General features: G+C 58.6%; 18 protein-coding genes. 7 read left to right on the top strand and 11 right to left on the bottom strand.

All coding sequences use genetic code 11. From position 1 onward, the window contains the following. Nucleotides 1-7: 7 nt before the first annotated feature. The gene (gene glyQ, locus IAE50_RS11675; protein ID WP_042718627.1) at nt 8-919 is read right to left on the bottom strand and encodes a glycine--tRNA ligase subunit alpha; all 912 of its coding nucleotides are present in this window, start codon (nt 917-919) and stop codon (nt 8-10) included. Between the two features lie 135 nt (nt 920-1,054). After that, the gene (locus IAE50_RS11670; RefSeq protein ID WP_042718720.1) at nt 1,055-1,354 is read right to left on the bottom strand and encodes a YsaB family lipoprotein; all 300 of its coding nucleotides are present in this window, start codon (nt 1,352-1,354) and stop codon (nt 1,055-1,057) included. 171 nt (nt 1,355-1,525) lie between these two features. Between IAE50_RS11670 and IAE50_RS11665 the strand changes: the two genes are divergently transcribed. Then, entirely contained in the window at nt 1,526-2,521 is a 996-nt protein-coding gene (locus IAE50_RS11665) for an acyltransferase (protein WP_200580314.1), read from the top strand. On the opposite strand, the gene IAE50_RS11660 is transcribed toward IAE50_RS11665, so the two are convergent. The 4 genes from IAE50_RS11660 to xylA form a co-directional block, all read right to left on the bottom strand. Further along, nucleotides 2,514-3,431: a GlxA family transcriptional regulator gene (locus IAE50_RS11660; protein WP_232045136.1), complete on the bottom strand. Its 918-nt coding sequence runs from the start codon at nt 3,429-3,431 to the stop codon at nt 2,514-2,516. The genes IAE50_RS11665 and IAE50_RS11660 overlap by 8 nt on opposite strands. Further along, nucleotides 3,432-3,968, bottom strand: coding sequence for a cysteine hydrolase family protein (locus tag IAE50_RS11655; protein ID WP_200580313.1), 537 nt, complete (start codon nt 3,966-3,968; stop codon nt 3,432-3,434). A gap of 121 nt (nt 3,969-4,089) precedes the next feature. Next, a complete protein-coding gene (gene xylB, locus IAE50_RS11650; RefSeq protein WP_200580312.1) occupies nt 4,090-5,544 on the bottom strand; it encodes a xylulokinase in 1,455 nt (484 codons plus the stop codon). A 39-nt stretch (nt 5,545-5,583) separates the two neighbouring features. Further along, nucleotides 5,584-6,906 carry a xylose isomerase gene (gene xylA, locus IAE50_RS11645; RefSeq protein WP_042718634.1) on the bottom strand — a complete coding sequence of 441 codons (1,323 nt, stop codon included), beginning with the start codon at nt 6,904-6,906 and terminating at the stop codon, nt 5,584-5,586. Between the two features lie 349 nt (nt 6,907-7,255). Between xylA and xylF the strand changes: the two genes are divergently transcribed. The 4 genes from xylF (at nt 7,256) to xylR (ending at nt 12,317) form a co-directional block, all read left to right on the top strand. Then, nucleotides 7,256-8,248, top strand: coding sequence for a D-xylose ABC transporter substrate-binding protein (gene xylF / locus IAE50_RS11640; protein WP_124967016.1), 993 nt, complete (start codon nt 7,256-7,258; stop codon nt 8,246-8,248). 87 nt (nt 8,249-8,335) lie between these two features. Then, nucleotides 8,336-9,877, top strand: a complete 1,542-nt coding sequence (locus IAE50_RS11635) for a xylose ABC transporter ATP-binding protein (protein WP_200580311.1) — start codon at nt 8,336-8,338, stop codon at nt 9,875-9,877. Next, complete coding sequence (gene xylH / locus IAE50_RS11630; RefSeq protein WP_042718639.1) at nt 9,855-11,036, top strand: xylose ABC transporter permease XylH; 1,182 nt, start codon at nt 9,855-9,857, stop codon at nt 11,034-11,036. Before IAE50_RS11635 ends, xylH begins: the two co-directional genes overlap by 23 nt. A 102-nt stretch (nt 11,037-11,138) precedes the next feature. Further along, nucleotides 11,139-12,317 (top strand): D-xylose utilization transcriptional activator XylR, encoded by a 1,179-nt coding sequence (gene xylR, locus IAE50_RS11625; protein WP_042718640.1) that lies wholly within the window; start codon nt 11,139-11,141, stop codon nt 12,315-12,317. A 48-nt stretch (nt 12,318-12,365) separates the two neighbouring features. Here xylR and IAE50_RS11620 read toward each other — a convergent pair whose 3' ends face one another. Then, on the bottom strand, nt 12,366-13,193 hold the full coding sequence (locus tag IAE50_RS11620) for a protein bax (RefSeq protein WP_200580310.1): 828 nt from the start codon (nt 13,191-13,193) through the stop codon (nt 12,366-12,368). Between the two features lie 317 nt (nt 13,194-13,510). On the opposite strand from IAE50_RS11620, the gene IAE50_RS11615 reads away from it, so the two are divergent. Both IAE50_RS11615 and avtA read left to right on the top strand, forming a co-directional pair. Further along, nucleotides 13,511-15,547 carry an alpha-amylase gene (locus IAE50_RS11615; RefSeq protein WP_200580309.1) on the top strand — a complete coding sequence of 679 codons (2,037 nt, stop codon included), beginning with the start codon at nt 13,511-13,513 and terminating at the stop codon, nt 15,545-15,547. A 136-nt stretch (nt 15,548-15,683) separates the two neighbouring features. Further along, complete coding sequence (gene avtA, locus IAE50_RS11610; RefSeq protein WP_187291293.1) at nt 15,684-16,940, top strand: valine--pyruvate transaminase; 1,257 nt, start codon at nt 15,684-15,686, stop codon at nt 16,938-16,940. Between the two features lie 7 nt (nt 16,941-16,947). Here the strand turns inward: avtA and IAE50_RS11605 are convergent, their stop codons facing one another. The 4 genes from IAE50_RS11605 to IAE50_RS11590 form a co-directional block, all read right to left on the bottom strand. After that, a complete protein-coding gene (locus tag IAE50_RS11605) occupies nt 16,948-17,415 on the bottom strand; it encodes a 4Fe-4S dicluster domain-containing protein (RefSeq protein WP_200134899.1) in 468 nt (155 codons plus the stop codon). Between the two features lie 106 nt (nt 17,416-17,521). Continuing rightward, nucleotides 17,522-19,372, bottom strand: coding sequence for a selenocysteine-specific translation elongation factor (selB, locus tag IAE50_RS11600; protein WP_200580308.1), 1,851 nt, complete (start codon nt 19,370-19,372; stop codon nt 17,522-17,524). Continuing rightward, the gene (gene selA / locus IAE50_RS11595) at nt 19,369-20,745 is read right to left on the bottom strand and encodes an L-seryl-tRNA(Sec) selenium transferase (RefSeq protein ID WP_200580307.1); all 1,377 of its coding nucleotides are present in this window, start codon (nt 20,743-20,745) and stop codon (nt 19,369-19,371) included. The genes selB and selA overlap by 4 nt, the downstream gene beginning before the upstream one ends. A 92-nt stretch (nt 20,746-20,837) precedes the next feature. Next, on the bottom strand, nt 20,838-21,446 hold the full coding sequence (locus IAE50_RS11590) for a glutathione S-transferase (protein ID WP_042718654.1): 609 nt from the start codon (nt 21,444-21,446) through the stop codon (nt 20,838-20,840). Nucleotides 21,447-21,866: the final 420 nt, after the last annotated feature.

The raw sequence follows: 21,866 nt of genomic DNA, 5'->3' as shown, positions 1-21,866 counted from the left end.
CCGCCTCTTATTTATTTCTGTTGCACATCGGGAAGCCAAGGGCTTCACGGGAAGCGTAATAGGCTTCAGCGACTGCTTTGGTCAGCGTACGGATGCGCAGAATGTAGCGCTGGCGTTCGGTGACGGAGATGGCTTTACGCGCATCAAGCAGGTTGAAGCTGTGGGCGGCTTTCAGAATGCGTTCGTAAGCCGGCAGCGGCAGCGGATTTTCCAGCGCCAGCAGCTGCTGAGCCTCTTTCTCATACTGCTCGAAGCAGGTGAAGAGGAAGTCGACATCGGCGTATTCGAAGTTGTAAGTGGACTGCTCCACTTCGTTTTGATGGAACACGTCGCCGTAAGTGGTTTTACCCAGCGGGCCGTCGCTCCAGACCAGATCGTAGACGCTGTCTACGCCCTGAATGTACATCGCCAGACGTTCCAGACCGTAGGTGATCTCGCCGGTGATCGGCTTGCACTCAAGGCCGCCAACCTGCTGGAAGTAGGTGAACTGCGTCACTTCCATGCCGTTAAGCCACACTTCCCAACCAAGTCCCCAGGCACCCAGCGTCGGGTTCTCCCAGTTATCTTCCACGAAACGGATATCGTGAATGGTCGGGTCCATACCCAGCTCTTTCAGTGACCCGAGGTACAGTTCCTGAATGTTGTCCGGAGAGGGTTTAATCACCACCTGGAACTGATAGTAGTGCTGTAAGCGGTTCGGGTTTTCGCCGTAACGACCATCGGTCGGGCGACGGGAAGGCTGAACGTAGGCGGTTGCCATCGGCTCCGGGCCCAGCGCGCGCAGGCTGGTCATTGGGTGCGAAGTACCGGCACCCACTTCCATGTCCAGAGGTTGAACGATGGTGCAGCCCTGACGAGCCCAATAATCCTGTAAGGTCAGGATCAGACCCTGAAAGGTCCTGGTATCAAACTTTTGCATATTATTTCGTGCTGGATACGTGTGGATTTAAAGGAAGCGACCAGTATACCCGCTGACTGCAAGATATACAGTACGAAACGGGGTTGTTTACGGAAAATTGGGAAATAGCGGCGGCATTGGCGCGTATTATGGGGCTTAACGCATCGAAAGATGCAAAAACTGCCCTTCAGCGTCAAAAGTGCAGACAAACGCTTCATGACGCGGCGTAACGCCTCGCATCTCGTAGCTGCCCTGATACTGTTCGAAGCCGGTAACGTTCACTTTTTCCGCCCCGGTGTTGTAGCGGTGCGCGGCGTTTTCGCGGCAGAGCTGCTCCATATTGAGGGAGCGTGTCGGGCCAGGCCGTGCCGTTTGCGCCTTCTGCTCCGGCATTTTCTCGGGCGCACTGCAACTTGTCAGCAGCAACATCAGCATCGGCAGAGTAAACTTCATCATTTTCTTACGCATTTCCTTGCGGGCTGATAGGGTAAACGGCCAAAAACGCCATTGTGCAGCACTGCGCTTAGTGCACAACCACGCGTGGGAAAACTCAGAATTATCCAAAGAGATACGCAGGTAAATTACCAGTCTTAGGATATTTGTCGACAATAAGAAATTGAGGAAGTGATGCCGTCAAAAATTCACTGGATAGATAATTTACGCGGGATAGCCTGTTTAATGGTGGTCATGATCCACACCACAACCTGGTACATTACTAATCCAGCCGCCGTTACCAGCTTCGACTGGAATGTTGCCAATCTGCTCAACTCCGCCTCGCGCGTCAGCGTTCCCCTCTTTTTTATGATTTCAGGCTACCTCTTTTACGGCGAACGCAGCGCCCAGCCGCGCCACTTTTTGCGTATCGGCCTCTGCCTGCTGTTTTATAGCCTCATCGCCCTGCTCTATATCGTGCTGTTTACCTCGATTAACAGCGACCTGTCGCTGAAGAACATCCTGCAAAAGCCGATTTTTTACCATCTGTGGTTCTTCTTCGCCGTCATCGTTATCTACCTGCTCTCGCCCCTGATTCAGGTCAAAGCCCTGAGCGGCAAGATGCTTCTGGCGCTGATTGCGGTGATTGGCGTCGTCGCTAACCCCAATCTGGTGACGCTAAAAAGCGATGGCGTTGAGTGGTTACCGATCAATCTCTACATCAACGGCGACACCTTTTACTACGTGCTCTACGCCATCCTCGGGCGCGCCATCGGCATGATGGCGACGCAAAGACGGGCGCTGAACTGGCTGAGCGCCGCAGTAGTGGTGCTGGCGGTGGTGGCGATTTCACGCGGTACGCTGCATGAGCTGAGATGGCGCGGTAACTTCGCCGATACCTGGTATCTCTACTGCGGCCCGATGGTCTTTCTCTGCGCTATCGCACTGTTTACGCTGGTAAAAAACACGCTTAGCAGCCGCACTCTGCCGGGGCTGGCGCTGATTTCGCGCCACTCACTCGGTATTTACGGTTTTCACGCGCTGATTATTCATGCGCTGCGCACGCGCGGCGTTGAGGTGCAAAACTGGCCGCTGCTCGACATTGTGTGGGTCTTCAGCGCGGCGCTGGCGGCAAGCCTGGCGCTCTCGATGCTGGTGCAGCGCATCGACCGGCGGCGGTTTGTCAGCTAGCAATACGCGCCCGCGCCCGGTGCAGCTGGCGCGGGGAGGAGAAACCGGCGGCCAGCGCCGCCTGCTCCGCCCCCTGGCCCTGTAACAGCGCCTGCTCGGCAATCACCAGCCGCAGCTGCTCCAGATAGTCGCGCACGCTGATCCCCAGGTGCTGCTGAAAAAGACGGGTGAGATGCCGGGCGCTGACGTGAGCCCGCGCGGCAATCTCCGCCAGTTGCCAGGCTTTTTGCGGCTCGGCGGTCAGCGCATCCTGCGCCCGGTGCACCGCCGGATGGAGATGGTTACGATAGCGCAGCCACGGTGAAAGCTGCGGATCGTCGCCGGAGCGGCGAAACCAGACCACCATTTCGCGCGCTACCGCCAGCGCACGCGCCGGCCCGCATAAGCGGTTGATAATGTGCAGGGCAAGATCGATACCTGAGGTGATGCCCGCGCTGGTCCAGATGCCGCGATCCTCAATAAAAATCCGGTTCTCTTTGACCAGCGCCGCCGGTTCCAGCGCCTGCAAGCGGGCAATCACATTGTGATGCGTCGTGCACTGAACCCCGTTAAGCAGCCCGGCTTTCGCTGCCAGCATTGCGCCGGAACAGACGCACATCAGCGTAATCGCCCGGCGGTGGAGCAGCGGTTGCAGGCGCATCAGCCAGTTGCGCACCTGCGTTGCCTGCGGCGTGTCGAATAACTGCGACGAATCGCTGACGCCGGGCAGCACCAGCAGGCTCCCCTCCGGTAACGTCTCCGGCAGCGGCGCGATGTTGCCCATCGTTAAGCCAAGGGAGGTTGCCACCTCCGCTTGCGGGCCGATGTAGTGCAGGCGAAAGGTCTCCTGCGCCTGGGCAAAGGTCTCCGCCGGACCGGCCATATCGAGCGCCAGCACGCCGGGCAGCATCACAAACCAGACATCACACATTTATTGTTCCAGCGTCTCCTGGACGGTGTTAATGGCGGCAAAGCGCCCGACGAGCACGGTTTCCGTACGGTGGCGCAGCGTGTGGCTATCCAGCGTCACGCCATTATGTGTCATTGGGAAAGTGAGCGTCGCTTCGCTGACGAAGGTCACGCGATAGCCCAGATCCGATGCCACCCTGGCGGTCGTTTCACAGCACTGCTCCGTACGAATACCACAAATAATCAGATGAGTGATATCGCGCTGACGCAGCCAGCGATCGAGGCCGGTATCGGTAAAGGCGTTGTGGACATGCTTATGGAAGGTGACATCCGCCTGGTGCTGCAAAAAGGGCATCGGTTTCACGAAGCCGCTCTCCAGCGAGAAGGGGCCACTGTCGGCGACGTGAAAAATATCCACCAGCGGAATGCCGCGCGCCTGGCAACCGGCAATCAGTGTCAGCATCGCCTGCTGGAAAGCGGGAAAGTCGTTATCCTGCCAGAAATTACGGTGGAAAAAGGATTGCTGGGTGTCGATGTTAATCAGCGCGGTACGGGTCATTTCAGGACTCCTTGCTCAGTGGGGTTAACGCTATTCTGGCAAGGCTTTACGCTGCTGCTAAGACCAAAAAAGGACAACATCAGGGTGATTACGGCCCACCGTTGCCAGCGGGCCGAAAAGGTTATGACATCAGCGGCAACAGCTGCTGATAGATGCGGCGGAAGGTGTCGCGCTTCTCGACATAGTGCGCGTGACGCTGCGCGTCCGGCTGATGCTGCTGCTCAACCGGCAGTTGCGGCAGCAGCGTTGCCAGCGGTACGCCGGGATTAACGGCGATTTGTGCCAGCCGCGCCGCGCCGAGCGCCGGGCCAACATCCCCGCCGGTGCGGTAATCGAGCTGCAAGCCGCTGATATCCGCCAGCATCTGCCGCCACCAGTCGCTGCGCGCGCCGCCGCCGATAAGGGTAATGCTCTGCGGCGTCACGCCGCAGGCGTGCACCACATCCATCCCGTCTGCCAGCGCATATCCCACCCCTTCCAGCACCGCGCGCGCCAGCTCCGCCGGGCCGTGTTGATGGGTCAGACCAAAGAAGACGCCCTTTGCCTGCGGGTTGTTGTGCGGCGTGCGTTCGCCGGAGAGATAGGGCAGAAACCAGATATCGCCCGCGTTCTCATCCGCCTGCTGCGCGGCGCTAATCAGTGCCTGCACCGATTTCATGCCGGTCAGTTTGGCCGCCCAGTCCAGACAGGAGGCCGCGCTCAGCATCACCGACATCAGGTGCCAGCGCCCCGGCAGCGCGTGGCAGAAGCTGTGCACTGCGCTTTCCGGCTTGCTGAGAAACCCTTCGCTGACGGCAAAGTAGACGCCGGATGTGCCAAGCGAGAGCATCGCCTGCCCCGCATCCGCCATGCCGACACCGACCGCGCCAGCGGCGTTGTCGCCGCCGCCTGCAACAATCGGCACTACCGGCATCGCCCAGCGCCGGGCAACTTCCGGCAGCAGTTCGCCGGTGATCTCACTGCCTTCAAACAGCGTTGGCATATGGCTACGCGACAACGAGCAGGCGGCGAGCATCTCGTCGCTCCAGTCGCGCTTCGCCACATCGAGCCACATGGTGCCTGCGGCATCGGACATATCGCTGGCAAAGACGCCGGACATCTTCAGCCGCAGATAATCTTTCGGCAGCAGCACCTTCGCCACCTTAGCGAAGATCTCCGGTTCATGCCGCTGCACCCACAGCAGCTTCGGCGCGGTGAAGCCCGGCATCATCAGGTTACCGGTGATCGCACGGGCGTTAGCCACCCGCGCCTCCAGCAGCCCGCACTCTTCACCACAGCGACCATCGTTCCAGAGGATCGCCGGGCGCAGAACGCGGTTTTCGCTATCGAGCAGCGTCGCGCCGTGCATCTGCCCGGCAAGGCCGATGGCCTTCACCTGCTGCAACGAATGCGCCGCACCGAGCGCCTGGATGGCGCGATCCGTCGCCTGCCACCAGCTTTCGGGATCCTGCTCCGACCATAACGGGTGTGGGCGAGAGACGCTGAGTTTCTCCGTGTGGGAGGCCAGCACCTCGCCCTGCTCACCGAGCAGAATCGCTTTCACGCCCGAGGTACCGAGATCGATCCCGATATACATAGTGACTACTCCTTTTTGAGTGTGCCGCGCAGAAGCCGGTTACTTATCGAAGAGATACGCGTTGACCAGGTTCTCCAGTTGCTCCTGGTGACCGCTCTGGTGACGCGGTGCCAGGTTCTGCTCTTCAGCGTACTTCGCAAGTTCCGCAAGGCTAAGCTGCCCCTGCAAAATTTGCTGGCCCAGCTCACCATTCCAGCCCGCGTAGCGTTTGGCGACGCGTTTATCCAGCTCGCCCTCTTCGACCATGCGGGCAGCGATTTTCAGCGCCAGCGCCATGGTGTCCATCGCGCCGATATGGCCGTAGAAGAGATCGTACTTATCGGTACTCTGGCGACGGACCTTGGCGTCAAAGTTGAGGCCGCCGGTGGTGAAGCCGCCCGCTTTGATGATTTCATACATCACCAGCGCGTTCTCTTCGACGCTGTTCGGGAACTGGTCGGTATCCCAGCCGAGCTGCGGATCGCCGCGGTTGGCGTCGACGGAGCCAAACAGCCCCAGCGCAATGGCGGTGGCGATTTCATGATGGAAGGAGTGGCCCGCGAGGGTGGCGTGGTTGGCTTCGATATTGAGCTTGATCTCTTTCTCCAGTCCGAACTGTTTCAGGAAGCCATAGACCGTCGCGGCGTCGTAGTCGTACTGGTGCTTGGTCGGCTCCTGCGGTTTTGGCTCAATCAGCAGCGTGCCGCGGAAACCGATTTTGTGCTTATGCTCAACCACCATGTTCATAAAGCGGCCAATCTGCTCGCGCTCCTGGCGCAGGTCGGTATTGAGCAGGGTTTCGTAGCCTTCGCGTCCGCCCCACAGCACGTAGTTTTCGCCGCCGAGTTTATGGGTGGCGTTCATCGCGCTTACCACCTGGGTTGCCGCCCAGCTGAAGACTTCCGGATCCGGGTTGGTGGCTGCGCCCGCGCCGTAACGTGGGTTGGTGAAGCAGTTTGCGGTGCCCCACAGCAGCTTGACGCCGCTCTGCTGCTGTTTTTCTCCCAGCACATCAACCATTTCGGCGAAGTTGCTCAGGTACTCTTTCAGCGAGGCGCCTTCCGGGGAGACATCGACATCATGGAAGCAGTAGTAGGGCACATTGAGCTTATGGAAGAATTCGAAGGCGACATCGGCTTTGCGTTTTGCCAGCGCCATCGCCTCGCCCGGCTGCTGCCAGGGGCGATCGAAGGAGCCGACGCCAAACATATCCGCGCCGTTCCAGCAGAAGGTGTGCCAGTAGCAGGCGGCGAAACGCAGGTGATCTTCCATGCGTTTACCGAGCACCAGCTCATCCGGGTTGTAGTGACGAAACGCGAGCGGATTCGTACTCTTTGAACCTTCAAAACGAACCCGATCCAGCTGGTCAAAATAAGCGTGCATAATGAGCTCCATTGGCGAGTGAACATATCTGAGTTAATACTGGATTCTCTCTGCGCCTTGCTCAATTACGTTATTTCACACTGCCATTGAGAGAATACGCAAACGTGCGCTGGCTCGCAAAATAACCGCAAAAGTTGCTGCGAGGTGCTTTCCTGTTTTTTATGCAACGCCAGTTTTATTTTTTTTAAAATAAGATCGGGGTCATAAATCAGCAAATAAACCAAAAAACGTAACCCGCCTATTAAAATCTGTAATTGCCACTATTCCATTCTGCGTTAAGAATTTGCTCGTTCTAAGCAGTGCACGTTTCTTTTATCTCGCACACCACCCTACGAAAGGTATTCCTATTATGAAGATAAAGAATCTCTGCCTTACACTCTGCGCCACCCTGCTGCTTGCCAGCACGTTCAGCCATGCCAAAACGATAAAAATCGGCATGGCGATTGACGATCTGCGTCTTGAACGCTGGCAAAAAGATCGCGACATTTTTGTGAAGAAAGCCGAATCCCTCGGCGCCGATGTTTTCGTCCAGTCGGCGAACGGTAATGAAGAGACCCAGATGTCGCAAATTGAAAATATGATCAACCGCGGCGTCGACGTGCTGGTTATTATTCCCTACAATGGTCAGGTATTAAGTAACGTTGTGAAAGAAGCTAAACAGGAAGGAATTAAAGTTCTGGCCTATGACCGCATGATTAATAATGCGGATATCGATTTCTATATCTCCTTCGACAATGAAAAAGTCGGGGAATTACAGGCGCAAAGCCTGGTCAACAAGGTGCCGCAGGGTAATTATTTCTTAATGGGCGGCTCACCGGTGGATAATAACGCCAAGCTGTTCCGTGCCGGGCAGATGAAGGTGTTAAAGCCCTATATCGACAGCGGGAAAATTAAAATTGTCGGCGACCAGTGGGTCGATGGCTGGCTGCCGGAAAATGCGCTGAAAATAATGGAGAACGCGCTGACCGCCAACAACAATAAAATCGATGCCGTGGTTGCCTCAAATGACGCAACCGCTGGCGGCGCTATCCAGGCCTTAAGCGCGCAGGGGCTGGCGGGCAAAGTTGCCATCTCCGGCCAGGATGCGGATCTCGCTGGGGTCAAACGCCTGATGAACGGCAGCCAGACAATGACCGTCTATAAACCTATCACCCAGCTTGCCAACACCGCGGCGGAGATCGCCGTCGAGCTTGGTAACGGTAAGCAGCCGAAGGCCGATGCCTCGCTCAACAATGGCCTGAAAGATGTGCCCGCCCGCCTGCTGACGCCGATTGAAGTCACCAAAGAGAATATTGACGCCACGGTGATCAAAGACGGCTTCCACCAGAAGAATCAGCTCTGAAAACGACGGCGCGCCTGAGTTCAGAATCAGGCGCGCCGCCGCCCTCACTTCAGGCGCTGTCTGATAAGCGATCGACGTGGAGCAGCCATGCCTTACTTACTCGAAATGAAGAACATCACCAAAGCCTTCGGCGTCGTGAAGGCGATTGATAACGTCAGCCTGCAACTTAACGCGGGCGAAGTGCTCTCCCTGTGCGGCGAAAACGGCTCGGGTAAATCGACCCTGATGAAAGTGCTGTGCGGCATCTACCCGACCGGCAGCTATGAAGGCGAAATCTACTTTGCAGGGGAGATTCTGCAAGCGAGCCATATCCGCGATACCGAGCGCAAAGGGATCGCCATCATTCACCAGGAGCTGGCGCTGGTGAAACATCTCACAGTGCTGGAGAACATCTTCCTTGGCGCGGAGATCACCCGCCACGGCGTGATGGATTACGACCAGATGACGCTGCGCTGCGAGAAGCTGCTCAAACAGGTGAGCCTCGCCATCTCGCCCGATACCCGCGTCGGTGACTTAGGCCTGGGCCAGCAGCAGTTGGTGGAGATCGCCAAAGCGCTGAACAAGCAGGTGCGGTTGCTGATTTTAGATGAGCCGACCGCCTCGCTGACCGAGCAGGAGACGGCGGTGCTGCTCGATATCATCCGCGACCTGCGCAACCACGATATCGCCTGCGTTTACATCTCCCATAAGCTCAATGAAGTGAAAGCCATCTCCGACGTTATCTGCGTTATCCGCGACGGGAAGCACATCGGCACCCGCGACGCGGCGGGGATGAGTGAAGATGACATTATCACCATGATGGTGGGCCGCGAGCTGACCGCGCTCTACCCCAATGAACCGCACACCCACGGCGAGGAGATCCTGCGCGTCGAGCACCTTACCGCCTGGCATCCGGTTAACCGCCATATCAAACGCGTCAACGACGTCTCCTTTAGCCTCAAGCGCGGCGAGATCCTCGGCATTGCCGGGCTGGTCGGGGCCGGGCGCACCGAAGCCGTGCAGTGCCTGTTTGGCGTCTGGCCAGGGCGCTGGGAGGGAAAAATTTTTCTGGATGGCAAAGAGGTTGAGATCCGCAACTGCCAGCAGGCGATTGGTCACGGCATCGCCATGGTGCCGGAGGATCGCAAGCGCGACGGCATTGTGCCGGTGATGGCGGTGGGTAAAAACATCACGCTGGCGGCGCTAAACCAGTTTACCGGCAGCCTGAGCAGCCTCGATGACGCCGCCGAGCAGGCGTGCATTTTGCAGTCCATCCAGCGGCTGAAAGTAAAAACCTCGTCGCCGGAGCTGGCGATTGGCCGGCTGAGCGGCGGCAATCAGCAGAAAGCGATTCTCGCCCGCTGCCTGCTGCTCAACCCGCGCATTTTGATCCTTGATGAGCCGACGCGCGGCATCGATATCGGCGCGAAGTATGAAATCTACAAACTGATTAACCAACTGGTGCAGCAGGGGATTGCGGTGATTGTGATCTCCTCCGAGCTGCCCGAAGTGCTGGGCCTGAGCGACCGCGTGCTGGTGATGCACGAAGGGAAGCTGAAAGCCGATCTTATCAACCGTCATTTGACCCAGGAGCAGGTTATGGAAGCGGCGCTGAGGAGCGAACATCATGTCGAAAAGCAACCCGTCTGAAAGTCAGTTATCCACCGCGTCGCCAGGCCCCTTCTCCGGGCTGAAGTCACTCAACCTGCAGGTGTTTGTGATGCTTGCGGCCATCGTTGTGATCATGCTCTTTTTCACCGGCATGACCGACGGTGCCTACCTGAGCGCGCGTAATATCTCTAACCTGCTGCGCCAGACCGCCATCACCGGCATCCTCGCGGTGGGGATGGTGTTTGTCATTATCTCGGCGGAGATTGACCTCTCGGTAGGCTCGATGATGGGCCTGCTGGGCGGTGCGGCGGCTATTTTTGACGTCTGGCTCGGCTGGCCCTTGCCGCTCACGGTGGTGGTGACGCTGCTGCTTGGCCTGCTGCTCGGCGCGTGGAACGGCTGGTGGGTGGCCTACCGCAAAGTGCCGTCGTTTATCGTTACCCTCGCCGGGATGCTGGCGTTTCGCGGCGTGTTAATCGGCATTACTAATGGCACTACCGTTTCCCCTACCAGCGCGGCGATGTCGCAAATCGGCCAGAGCTATCTGCCGGACGGTGTTGGCTTCGGCGTGGGCGCGCTGGGGCTGGTGGCATTTGTGCTCTGGCAGTGGCGCGGGCGCATGCGCCGCCAGTCGCTGGGCTTAGCCACCTCCTCCTCCGGCCATGCGGTGGGGCGCCAGGCGCTGATCGCGGTGATCGTGCTCGGTGCCATCTGGCTGCTGAATGATTACCGCGGCGTGCCAACGCCGGTGCTGCTGCTGGTCTTTCTGCTGCTGGCAGGTCTGTTTATGGCAACGCGCACCGCTTTTGGCCGCCGCATTTACGCCATTGGCGGCAACCTTGAAGCGGCGCGGCTCTCCGGCATTAACGTTGAGCGCACCAAACTGGCGGTCTTCGCAATCAATGGCCTGATGGTGGCGATTGCCGGGCTTATCCTCAGCTCGCGCCTTGGTGCCGGTTCGCCGTCGGCCGGGAACATTGCCGAACTGGATGCAATTGCCGCCTGCGTGATTGGCGGCACCAGCCTCGCGGGCGGCATCGGCAGCGTGGCGGGCGCGGTAATGGGGGCGTTTATTATGGCCTCGCTGGATAACGGCATGAGCATGATGGATGTTCCCACCTTCTGGCAGTACATCGTCAAGGGAGCCATTTTACTGCTGGCGGTGTGGATGGACTCCGCCACCAAACGTCGTGCCTGAGTCGGGCGAACAGAGGCGCGATCACACTGCCGGATTATTTTTGTCCGGCAGCGTGTTGAATATGGTAATCAGAACTGATGAATAGTCAGGAAGCGAACCACTATGTTTGAAAAGCGCCATCGCATCACGCTGTTATTTAACGCGAATAAAGCCTACGACCGACAGGTGGTCGAAGGCGTTGGGGAGTATCTTCAGGCGTCGCAATCGGAGTGGGATATCTTTATTGAGGAGGATTTCCGTGCCCGTATTGAGAACATTAAAGAGTGGCTCGGCGACGGCGTGATCGCCGACTACGATGACCGGGAGATTGAGCGGCTGCTGGCGGATGTCGATGTACCGATTGTCGGCGTCGGCGGCTCTTATCACACGCCGGAGCACTACCCGCCGGTGCACTATATCGCCACCGACAACCACGCGCTGGTCGAGAGCGCCTTCTTGCATCTCAAAGAGAAAGGGGTGCATCGCTTCGCCTTTTACGGCCTGCCCGCCTCGAGCGGCAAGCGCTGGGCCGCCGAGCGGGAGTATGCTTTTTGCCAGCTGGTAGCGCAGGAGAAGTATCGCGGCGTGGTTTACCAGGGGCTTACTACCGCGCCGGAAAACTGGCAGCATGCGCAAAATCGCCTTGCCGACTGGCTGCAAACGCTGCCGCCGCAAACGGGGATTATCGCCGTTACCGACGCGCGGGCGCGCCATGTTTTGCAGGTCTGCGACCATCTGCATATTCCGGTGCCGGAGAAGCTGTGCGTGATAGGCATCGATAACGAAGAGCTGACCCGCTACCTCTCCCGCGTCGCGCTCTCTTCGGTAGCGCAGGGCACGCGGCAAATGGGCTACCAGGCCGCGAAGCTGCTGCACCGGCTGCTCGATAACGAAGCAATGCCGTTGCAGCGCCTGCTGGTGCCGCCGATGCGGGTGGTTGCCCGCCGTTCCACGGATTACCGTTCGCTGAACGATCCGGCGGTGATTCAGGCGATGCACTATATCCGCAACCACGCCTGCAAAGGCATTAAGGTCGATCAGGTGCTGGATGCGGTCGGTATTTCGCGCTCCAATCTGGAGAAGCGCTTCAAGGAGGAGGTGGGCGAAACCATTCACGCGGTGATCCACGCCGAGAAGCTGGAGAAGGCGCGCAGCCTGCTGATCTCCACCTCGCTCTCTATCAATGAGATTTCGCAGATGTGCGGCTACCCGTCATTGCAGTACTTCTACTCGGTCTTCCGCAAGGCCTACGACAGCACGCCGAAGGATTATCGCGACCGCTACAGCGAAATTCTGATTTAGGCGCAAAGAAAAACGCCTTCCGGATGGAAGGCGTTTCAGCAAGCGGGGTTACATGTGGGCGGCAATTAACTGCTGATTGTCCTGATACATGGCAAACAGATAGTTGTTGTAGCTCGCGCCGCGGGTGGAGTAGCCCTTCAGCTTGTGGATCATCGCCGTTGCCGTCACTTCCTGGTCCGCTTTACGCAACTGCGCACGGGATTTACGGAAGGAGGCATAGGCCGCGTGCGTGTTCAGGTTGGTGACGTAAGCGTCGACCGACTCCTGTACCGAGCCAAACTGCGAGTAACCTTTCACTCTGCCCGAGCCGCTTTTGCAGGCGCCTTTCGCGCACTTCATGCCGAACAGGTTGTTGTTACTGCGCGCCAGCTTAGAGGTGCCCCAGCCACTCTCTGCTGCGGCCATGGTGGCGACCATGCTGTCCGGAATAATGTCAACGCGCTCCAGCAGCGTGTTCCACGGAATACGGCGCGTATTCCCGGACCAGGTCACTTTGTAGCGTTTGGCAATATCCTTCATGCGCGTGCGCTCAGAGGGCGACCACTGGCTGTCATACTGTTTTCTGAGCAGCCAGTTACGCTCCGCGGTGATCGCAGCGTTTTTGCTGGTGATGTAAGGCATTACGGTCCGGAGAAACGCTCTCTTTCGTGGTGTCCCGGAAGGGTATTTTCGCAAATCAGGAAGTGAACGGCTTTTTACACTATTGCGAGAATACTCTTTCTTACTGCTTGCCTGTTTTTTTACGCTTGCCTTGGTGACGTGGGCTTTGTGACTCGCTGTTTCTGTGTGCGTTTTTGCCAGCACTCCACCTGAAAACATCAAGGTGAAAAACATGAGTATCGTCGCCCCACTTCGTCGCATGGGTATCGATATCATTAGGTCTCCTGGTCGGATATAAGCATTCCAACGCCTTCTTTTATGCACGATTTTGCGGGCTGAATCGCAAATCATACCAAAATTAACCTTATCGGGCACGTACAGAAATAATCCAATTCTGAAACTATGTCACCGGTAAACTGCATATAAAGCGCACAAGTTCTTAAAAATGCGGCGATTATCGCAATTTCGAAAAACGCACGTTTTACGCATTTTCTCAACCCTCTCCCTCCTCCCTGGCGAACCGGCGATGGGGAGGAGTTACCCGTGCCAGCAGACGGGCACACTAGGGAAAATCGCTATCACGGGGCTTATTGATGAAACACGCTGCCTTACTTCTGCTGTTACTGCCCGGCGTCGCCTGCGCCGACTGGACGGCTGCCGGTTTTCCCGCGTTGACCGACGACGGCACCGGCGTCTGGCGCAGCCAGGCAACGCTGAAAAAGGGTGAGATACCCGTTACCGTGCAGCAAGGCGATGCGTGCTGGCAGCCTGCCGGTGCCATCAAGCTCAATCAGATGCTGTCGCTGGTGCCGTGCAGCGCCAGCGCGCCGCAGTGGCGTATCTTCCGCGACGGCGATTATCAGCTCCAGCTTGATACCCGCTCCGGCACGCCGACGCTGTTAATCAGCGTGAAAGCCCCGGCAGAGAAGCAAGCGGTGGTGGCGCGCCAGTGCCCGGTGCGCAGCGATAAACCGTTGACCATTCCGGTTGGCGACACCTTCCCGGAAGGCAGCGAAGTGCGGGATTTCTACAGCCAGCAAACCGCAACGGTGCGCGAGGGCAAAATCACGCTGCTCCCGGCGAAAGAGAGCAACGGCCTGCTGCTGCTTGAGCCTGCGCAGACGCGCGGTGCGGCACCATTTCAGTGGCATAACGCCACGGTCTACTTCGTGCTGACCGACCGCTATGTCAACGGCGATCCCACCAATGACAACAGCTACGGGCGGCACAAAGATGGCATGCAGGAGATCGGCACCTTTCACGGCGGCGACCTGAAGGGGCTGACCAGCAAGCTCGACTATTTGCAAAAACTCGGCGTAAACGCCCTGTGGATCAGCTCGCCACTGGAGCAGATCCACGGCTGGGTTGGCGGCGGCACCAAAGGGGATTTCCCCCACTACGCCTACCACGGTTACTACACGCTCGACTGGACGCGCCTCGACGCCAATATGGGCGATGAAAACGATCTGCGCACGCTGGTTGATGAAGCGCACCGCCGCGGCATCCGAGTGCTGTTTGATGTGGTGATGAACCACGCCGGTTATGCAACGCTTGCGGATATGCAGACCTACCAGTTCGGCGCGCTCTACCTGAAAGAGGAGGAGCGCAAAAAAATCCTCGGCGAGCACTGGACCGACTGGAAACCTGACGCCGGGCAAACCTGGCACAGCTTCAATGATTACATTAACTTCAGCGATAAAACCGCCTGGCAAAACTGGTGGGGCAAAAAGTGGATCCGCACCGATATTGGCGATTACGACAACCCCGGTTTCGACGATTTGACGATGTCGCTGGCCTTCCTGCCGGATCTGAAAACCGAATCGAAAGAGGCTTCCGGGCTGCCGCTCTTTTATCGCCATAAACCGGACACCGCCGCGCGCGAGATTGCCGGTTACACGCCGCGCGACTATTTGACCCACTGGCTGAGCCAGTGGGTGCGCGACTACGGCATTGATGGTTTCCGCGTTGATACCGCCAAACACGTGGAGCTGGAGGCCTGGCAGCAGTTGAAAACCCAGGCAACGGCGGCGCTGGCAGAGTGGAAACAGGCCAATCCGCAGAAGAAAATCGACGATGCGCCCTTCTGGATGACCGGTGAATCCTGGGGGCACGGCGTGATGGAGAGCGCTTACTATCAGCACGGTTTCGATGCGATGATCAACTTCGACTACCAGCAGCAGGCCGCAGATGCCGCCAGCTGCCTGGCGAATATGGACAGCGTCTGGCAAGAGATGGCGGAGAAGCTGCAAAGCTTTAATGTACTGAGCTACCTCTCTTCGCACGATACCCGCCTGTTCCGCGAAGGCGGTACGCAGTCAGCAGAGCTGCTGCTGCTCGCCCCCGGTGCGGTGCAGATCTTCTACGGCGACGAAACCGATCGTCCCTTTGGCCCGACAGGTTCGGATCCGCTACAGGGGACGCGATCGCAGATGAACTGGCAGGATCTTGATGGTAAAGCCGCCGCCAGCCTGCGCCACTGGCAGACGCTCGGGCAGTTTCGCGCCCGCCATCCGGCGCTGGGTAGCGGCAAGCAAACATCGCTTACGTTGCCGCAGGGTTACGGCTTTGTGCGCACCCAGGGCGAGGATAGAGTGATGGTCGTCTGGGCCGGGCGGGCGCAGCAGAATTAATATCAGAAGATTGTGCTGATAAAGCACACTTGTTAAGAGCAAACGTCGATAAACTGCGACGAAGGGAGATTTGCACCTCGCGGGTGAGAGCGTTATGGTTAGCCACTTTCACCCGCAGCCCGACAGAGCAGTAGCGATGACATTTTCACTTTTCGGCGACAAATTTACCCGACATTCAGGCATTACGCGTCTGATGGAGGATCTTAACGACGGTTTACGCACCCCAGGCGCTATCATGCTCGGCGGTGGCAACCCGGCAAAAATCCCGGCGATGACCGACTACTTCCAGCAGCTGCTTTCACAGATGCTGGAGAGCGGCAGCGCCACGGATGCCCTGTGTAATTACGATGGTCCGCAGGGTAAAACCGAGCTTCTGACGGCGCTGGCCGCGATGCTGCGTGAAGAGTTAGGTTGGGATATTGAACCGCAGAACATTGCACTGACAAACGGCAGCCAGAGCGCATTTTTCTACTTGTTTAACCTCTTTGCCGGCCGCCGCGCCGACGGCAGCACGCGCAAAGTACTCTTCCCGCTGGCGCCCGAGTATATCGGCTACGCCGACGCCGGGCTGGAAGAGGATCTCTTCGTCTCCACGCGACCCAATATTGAGCTGCTGCCGGAAGGGCAGTTTAAGTACCACGTCGATTTCGAGCACCTGCATATCGGTGAAGAGACGGGGATGATCTGCGTTTCGCGCCCGACCAACCCGACCGGCAACGTCATCACCGATGAGGAGTTAATGAAGCTGGACGTGCTGGCCAATCAGCACAATATCCCGCTGGTGATTGATAACGCCTACGGCGTCCCCTTCCCCGGCATTATCTTCAGCGAAGCGCGCCCGCTGTGGAACCCGAATATCATTCTCTGCATGAGCCTGTCGAAGCTGGGCCTGCCGGGCAGCCGCTGCGGCATCATTATCGCCAATGACAAAGTGATCTCTGCCATTCGCAATATGAACGGCATTATCAGCCTCTCACCGGGCGGCATTGGTCCGGCGATGATGTGCGAGATGATTAAGCGCAAAGATCTGCTGCGCCTCTCAAATGAGGTGATTAAGCCGTTTTACTACCAGCGCGTGCAGGAGACCATCGCCACGCTGCGCCGTTATCTGCCGCCGGAGCGCTGCCTGATCCACAAACCGGAAGGGGCGATTTTCCTCTGGCTGTGGTTTAAAGATCTGCCGATCAGCACTGAGCTTTTGTACCAGCGCCTGAAAAAACGCGGCGTGTTGATGGTGCCGGGCGATTACTTCTTCCCCGGCCTCGATAAGCCGTGGCCGCACACCCATCAATGCATGCGCATGAACTATGTGCCGGAGCCAGAGCTTATCGAAGCGGGCGTTAAAATCCTCGCCGAAGAGGTGGAGCGCGCCTGGCAGGAGCACAGCGCCTGACAGCGGTTTACGCGGGCAGGCTTTTTAGCCGCGCTTCGCGTAACCGCGCCGGATCGACACAACTCAGCGCACTCGTCGGGCAGGCCTCAACGCAGGCAGGCCCGCCATCGCGGTGCTGACAGAAATCGCACTTCAGCGCCTGTAACGGCGCTGAAGTTACCTCCATCGCGCCAAACGGGCAGGCGATCATGCAGCTTTTGCAGCCGATACAGCGCGACTGCTCCACCAGCACTGCACCTTGCGCTCGGTAAATGGCACCGACCGGGCAGGCTCTGGCACAGGGCGCCTCTTCACAGTGATGGCAGGTAACTGCCGTGGAGAAGTCGCCGGTTTTGACCACGCGAATGCGTGAAGAGAAACGGGCGGGGTTAAGGCCCGAGCAATCCTGATCCTGCTGGTGTGATACCGCGCAGGCCACTTCGCAGGTGCGGCAGCCGATGCATTTTGCCGCATCGGCGATGATAAATCGGTTCACGCGTCCTCCCGCCTGAGGCTGAAAAGAGCGAGAGTGCCAGAAAAAACCGCCTGCGCGCTTTGATCGCACCCGGTAGATCGGCACATTTCTCCCCAAGCGAAGTGCCTTACCCCTTTTCGTTAATAAAGAGCGCCTTGTCGCGCAGAATATGGTCGTTGCCACGGCGGCGGGTAAATCCAATGCGATCGAAGTACTCGAGGATCTGAATCGCCAACTTGCGCCCGACATTGAGCTGGTCGCGAAAATCCGCCGCGCTGGTGGAGCCGCGCCCCTGATCGAGATCGCGGATCATGCTGGCGAAGGTGACAATGCGATCGTTGCGGTAGTAGCGATCTTTGACGATGGCGGTGATCAGCCCCTGCTGCGCCGCCTGGCGCAATACGCCGCGCATCACCTGCTCATCAACCCCCGTTTCGCGCGCTAAATCACGCACCCACCAGGGCTCATCACCGAAGAGCGGCGCGGCTTTCTGCCACAGCTGCGCCTGCTCATCGTTAAAACCGGCTTTATGCTCCGGCAGATGCAGCCAGCCGTGATGGCTCTGGATATCGCCGCTCTCGCGCATACGCTCAATCAGCGTTAAGACCAGCGCTTCATCCTCCATCGGCAGCGCCATGCGGCGCAAACGCTCGCGGCCGGGGCCGGGTTCGTCATGATGTTGCTGATGGTAGGTTGCCAGCGTCTCCAGCAGCTTGCGCTGCCAGCGGGCGGCTATCGGCGCATCGAGCAGGTTATTACCGGCACGGATAAAACAGGGATTTTCCAGCAGCAGATTCAGGCCGCTGGTGCTGAGCTGACGCGCCCAGCCAAAGGCGATGAGATCCACCGCGCCGCGCGACAGGTGCGCGCTGAGCGCCTGCGCATCATCTTCAGCACGCGCAAGGTCGGCGATCCACGTCAGATAGTCCGCTTTGCGTTTGCCGCGCCGCGGCGAGTTCAGCGTCACCACGCGAGCGCCCGCAAGCGTAGTGCGCGCGGAGATATCGCGCAGCACCAGCCGGTCGTTATCTGCCAGCCACAGCGGCGTATCCAGCACCAGCTCGGCTAAGCCATCCTCCAGCAGCGACACGCGCCCGGTGACATGGCTTGCAGCGTGATGGATATGCAGCGGCTGCCACTGGGTGAGCGGCGTATGGCTATGGAGGGCAACGATCGCCCGCTCCGTTGGCGCAGGCGGCTGTTGCGACAACAGCCAGTCGCCGCGGCTGAGCGCCTCTTTTTCTGCATCACCGGCAATATTTAGTGCAATGCGCTGCCCGGCGTGAGCATGTTCAACGGGTTGATTCTGCGCATGCAGACCGCGCACGCGCATCGGCTTATTAACGCCGGTGAGCCACAGCGTATCGCCGATACGCACATCACCGGAGAGCGCCGTGCCGGTAACCACCAGCCCTGCTCCCTTCACCGTAAAGGCGCGATCCAGCGCCAGCCGGAAGCGCTGATGCTCCGGGTGCGCCCGCTCCGGCAGCTGCAACAGGTGCGCGCGCAGCGCATCAATACCGCGCATCTCGGCGGCAGCGGTGACAAACAGCGTCGCCTGCGGGTAGCCAAACTCCCGTAAGGTCTGCTCCACCTCTTCGCGCACCTCGGCGATGCGCGTGTCATCGACGCGATCGGCTTTAGTGAGCGCGACGGTCAGCGCCGGGTTGCCGGTCAGTTGCAAAATCGCCAGGTGTTCACGGGTCTGCGCCATCACGCCATCGTCGCAGGCCACCACCAGCAGGGCGTGATCGATACCGCCAACGCCCGCCAGCATATTACTGAGGAATTTTTCATGCCCCGGCACATCAATAAAGCCCGGCACGCGGCCATCCGGCTGCGGCCAGTAGGCGTAGCCCAGATCGATGGTCATGCCGCGCCGCTTCTCTTCCGGCAGGCGGTCGGCGTTGACGCCGGTAATGGCTTCGATCAGGGTGGTTTTGCCGTGGTCGACATGCCCGGCAGTGGCAATAATCATTTCAGCAATATCTCCAGCAAGCGGGATTCATCATCAAGACAGCGGCAATCGAGCCACAGACGGCCCTCATAGATACGGCCAATCACCGGCTGCGGCAGCACGCGCCACTCGCTTGCCAGCGCTTCCAGCCGACGGCCGCTGCCGTCAAGCGGGGTAAAGGTTAGCGCCGCGCCCGGCAGCCGCTCGACGGGCAGCGATCCGCTGCCAATTTGCGACAGACAGGGCTCGACGCGCAGCGCAAACTCGCTGTAGCGGGCGGTAAGCGCGTCGCATAAGCGCTGGGCCTGGTCGCGGATCTCCGCCTGTGGGCGGGTGAGATAGCGCAGCGTCGGCAGATTTTGCGTCAGTTTTTCCGGGTGCAGATAGAGCCGCAACGTCGCTTCCAGCGCCGCGAGGGTCATTTTATCCGCCCGCAGCGCGCGTTTTAGCGGGTGGTGCTGAAGCTGCTCAATCAATGCCTTTTTACCGACGATAATCCCTGCCTGCGGCCCGCCGAGCAGCTTATCGCCAGAGAAGCTCACCAGGCTGACGCCCGCGGCAATCAGCGCCTGCGGCATCGGCTCTTTCGGTAAACCGTAGAGGCTTAAATCGACCAGCGAGCCGCTGCCAAGATCGACAATCACTGGCAGCCCGGCTTCCTGCGCCAGTTCAACCAGCTCGGCTTCCTCTACTGCTTTGGTAAAGCCTGCAATGTGGTAGTTGCTGGTATGAACTTTCATCAACGACGCGGTATTGGCATTGATCGCCTGGCGGTAATCTTTGGCGTGGGTGCGGTTGGTGGTGCCCACCTCATGCAGAATGCAGCCCGCCTGGCGCATCACATCGGGAATACGAAACGCGCCGCCAATCTCCACCAGCTCGCCGCGCGATACCACCACTTCACCGCCGGCTGACGTTGCCGCCAGCATCAGCAGCACCGCTGCGGCATTGTTGTTAACGATGCAGGCATCTTCCGCGCCCGTTAACTGGCAGAGCAGCGCCGCAATGGCGCGATCGCGATGACCGCGCCCGGCACCGTCAAGATCGTACTCCAGCGTTACCGCCGAGCCCATCGCCGTGGTCACCGCATCAATGGCGGCCTGCGACTGCACCGCGCGCCCGAGGTTGGTGTGCAGCACCGTGCCGCTAAGGTTAAACACCGACCGCAGCGCGTGGCTGTTCTCCTGCTCCAGGCGCTGTAAGGCGGCCTGCGCCCAGTTTTCACACCATGCAGGCAAGCGCTGGGCGTCGCGGATCGCTGCGCGCGCCTCATCCTGCAACTGACGCAGGGTTTGCGTAACGCGGCTATGGCCATACGTGGTTAACAGCGACGCGAACGCCTCATCACGTAACAGGCGATCGGTCGAGGGAATCTGGCTGTAAAGAGTTGTCATGAAAAGGCCCGGCTGTGGAGTTACCCCTCCCGTCAGGGGTGTTGACGTGAGAGGGATTGTACAGCGATTTTCTCAGGCGGGCATAACACGGATCACGCCTTGGGCGGTTCCGTGCGGGCAAAGCTTTCACGCTGGAAGAGATTTTCCACCAGCTTCACCAGCAGCGGGCGATCGACGTTCCAGCCCGGCGAGACGCGGCGGAAGTTGAGGTAGCTGATGGCACAGGCAATGGCGATGGTGGCCAGGTTGAGCGTGTCGACATCGAGTTCGCCCTCTTGCAGGCACTTTTCCAGCGCATCCAGCCCGCGTGAGACTTTTTCCCGCTGGCGCAGCAGTTCCGCCTGCGACTGCTGCTCTACCGGGCGGGCTAATTCACGCACCGAGACCAGCGCAGCGTCCATAATGCCGTCGGCCAGCGCTTCCAGCTGGCGGATTTTCAGCGCCGCTTTAGCATCGTCCGGCAGCATCGGCGGCTCGGCGCCCAGCAGGTCAATGTATTGCGCAATGATCGGCGAGTCGTACCACACCTCTCCCTCATCGGTGACCAGCGCCGGCACTTTGCCGAGCGGATTGTAGTGACCGACGCCGCTGTCGGCGTTGTAGGGCTGCTCGTTGATAAATTCGAAGGTGATGCCTTTTTCCAGCAGTATGACGGAGATTTTGCGTACAAACGGGCTGGTATAGCTGCCGATCAGTTTCATTGCCGTGTCCTTTTGAAATTTGCCGCAGGGATAAAAAAGAGTGTACGTCACGTGCCGGGGTTGTACAGCGAACCTCCTTACATTGCCTTAGATAACAAAATAGTCCTTTTCACCCAGGCTGGAACGGCAAGGGGCTAAAACCAGGAATCTCATTCAGAAAAAAAGAGCTTCTCTTAAAGCGTAGAAAGCGCGCGTTGCGTTCATCACGCTGTCAATTTCTTACCCCAGCATAAATACCGGCTGATGGGTGAAAGGGAGTTACATCGTTGGTCTTTCGAAAAGGCGCACTTTGCGGTCGATCACGTTCGGAATTTTCCGAGGAAAATATCTTGTGATTTACGTCACAAATAACTAACAAACTTCCGACAAATAAATGTGATTTGAATCACATTTATTCGCCAATGCCGGGTAAATTCTGCG

The organism is Kosakonia sp. S42, from assembly GCF_016624785.1.
Lineage (GTDB): Bacteria > Pseudomonadota > Gammaproteobacteria > Enterobacterales > Enterobacteriaceae > Kosakonia > Kosakonia cowanii.
Note: the sequence above shows the minus strand (reverse complement) of the source record. Positions and strands in the feature narration are given on the sequence as shown.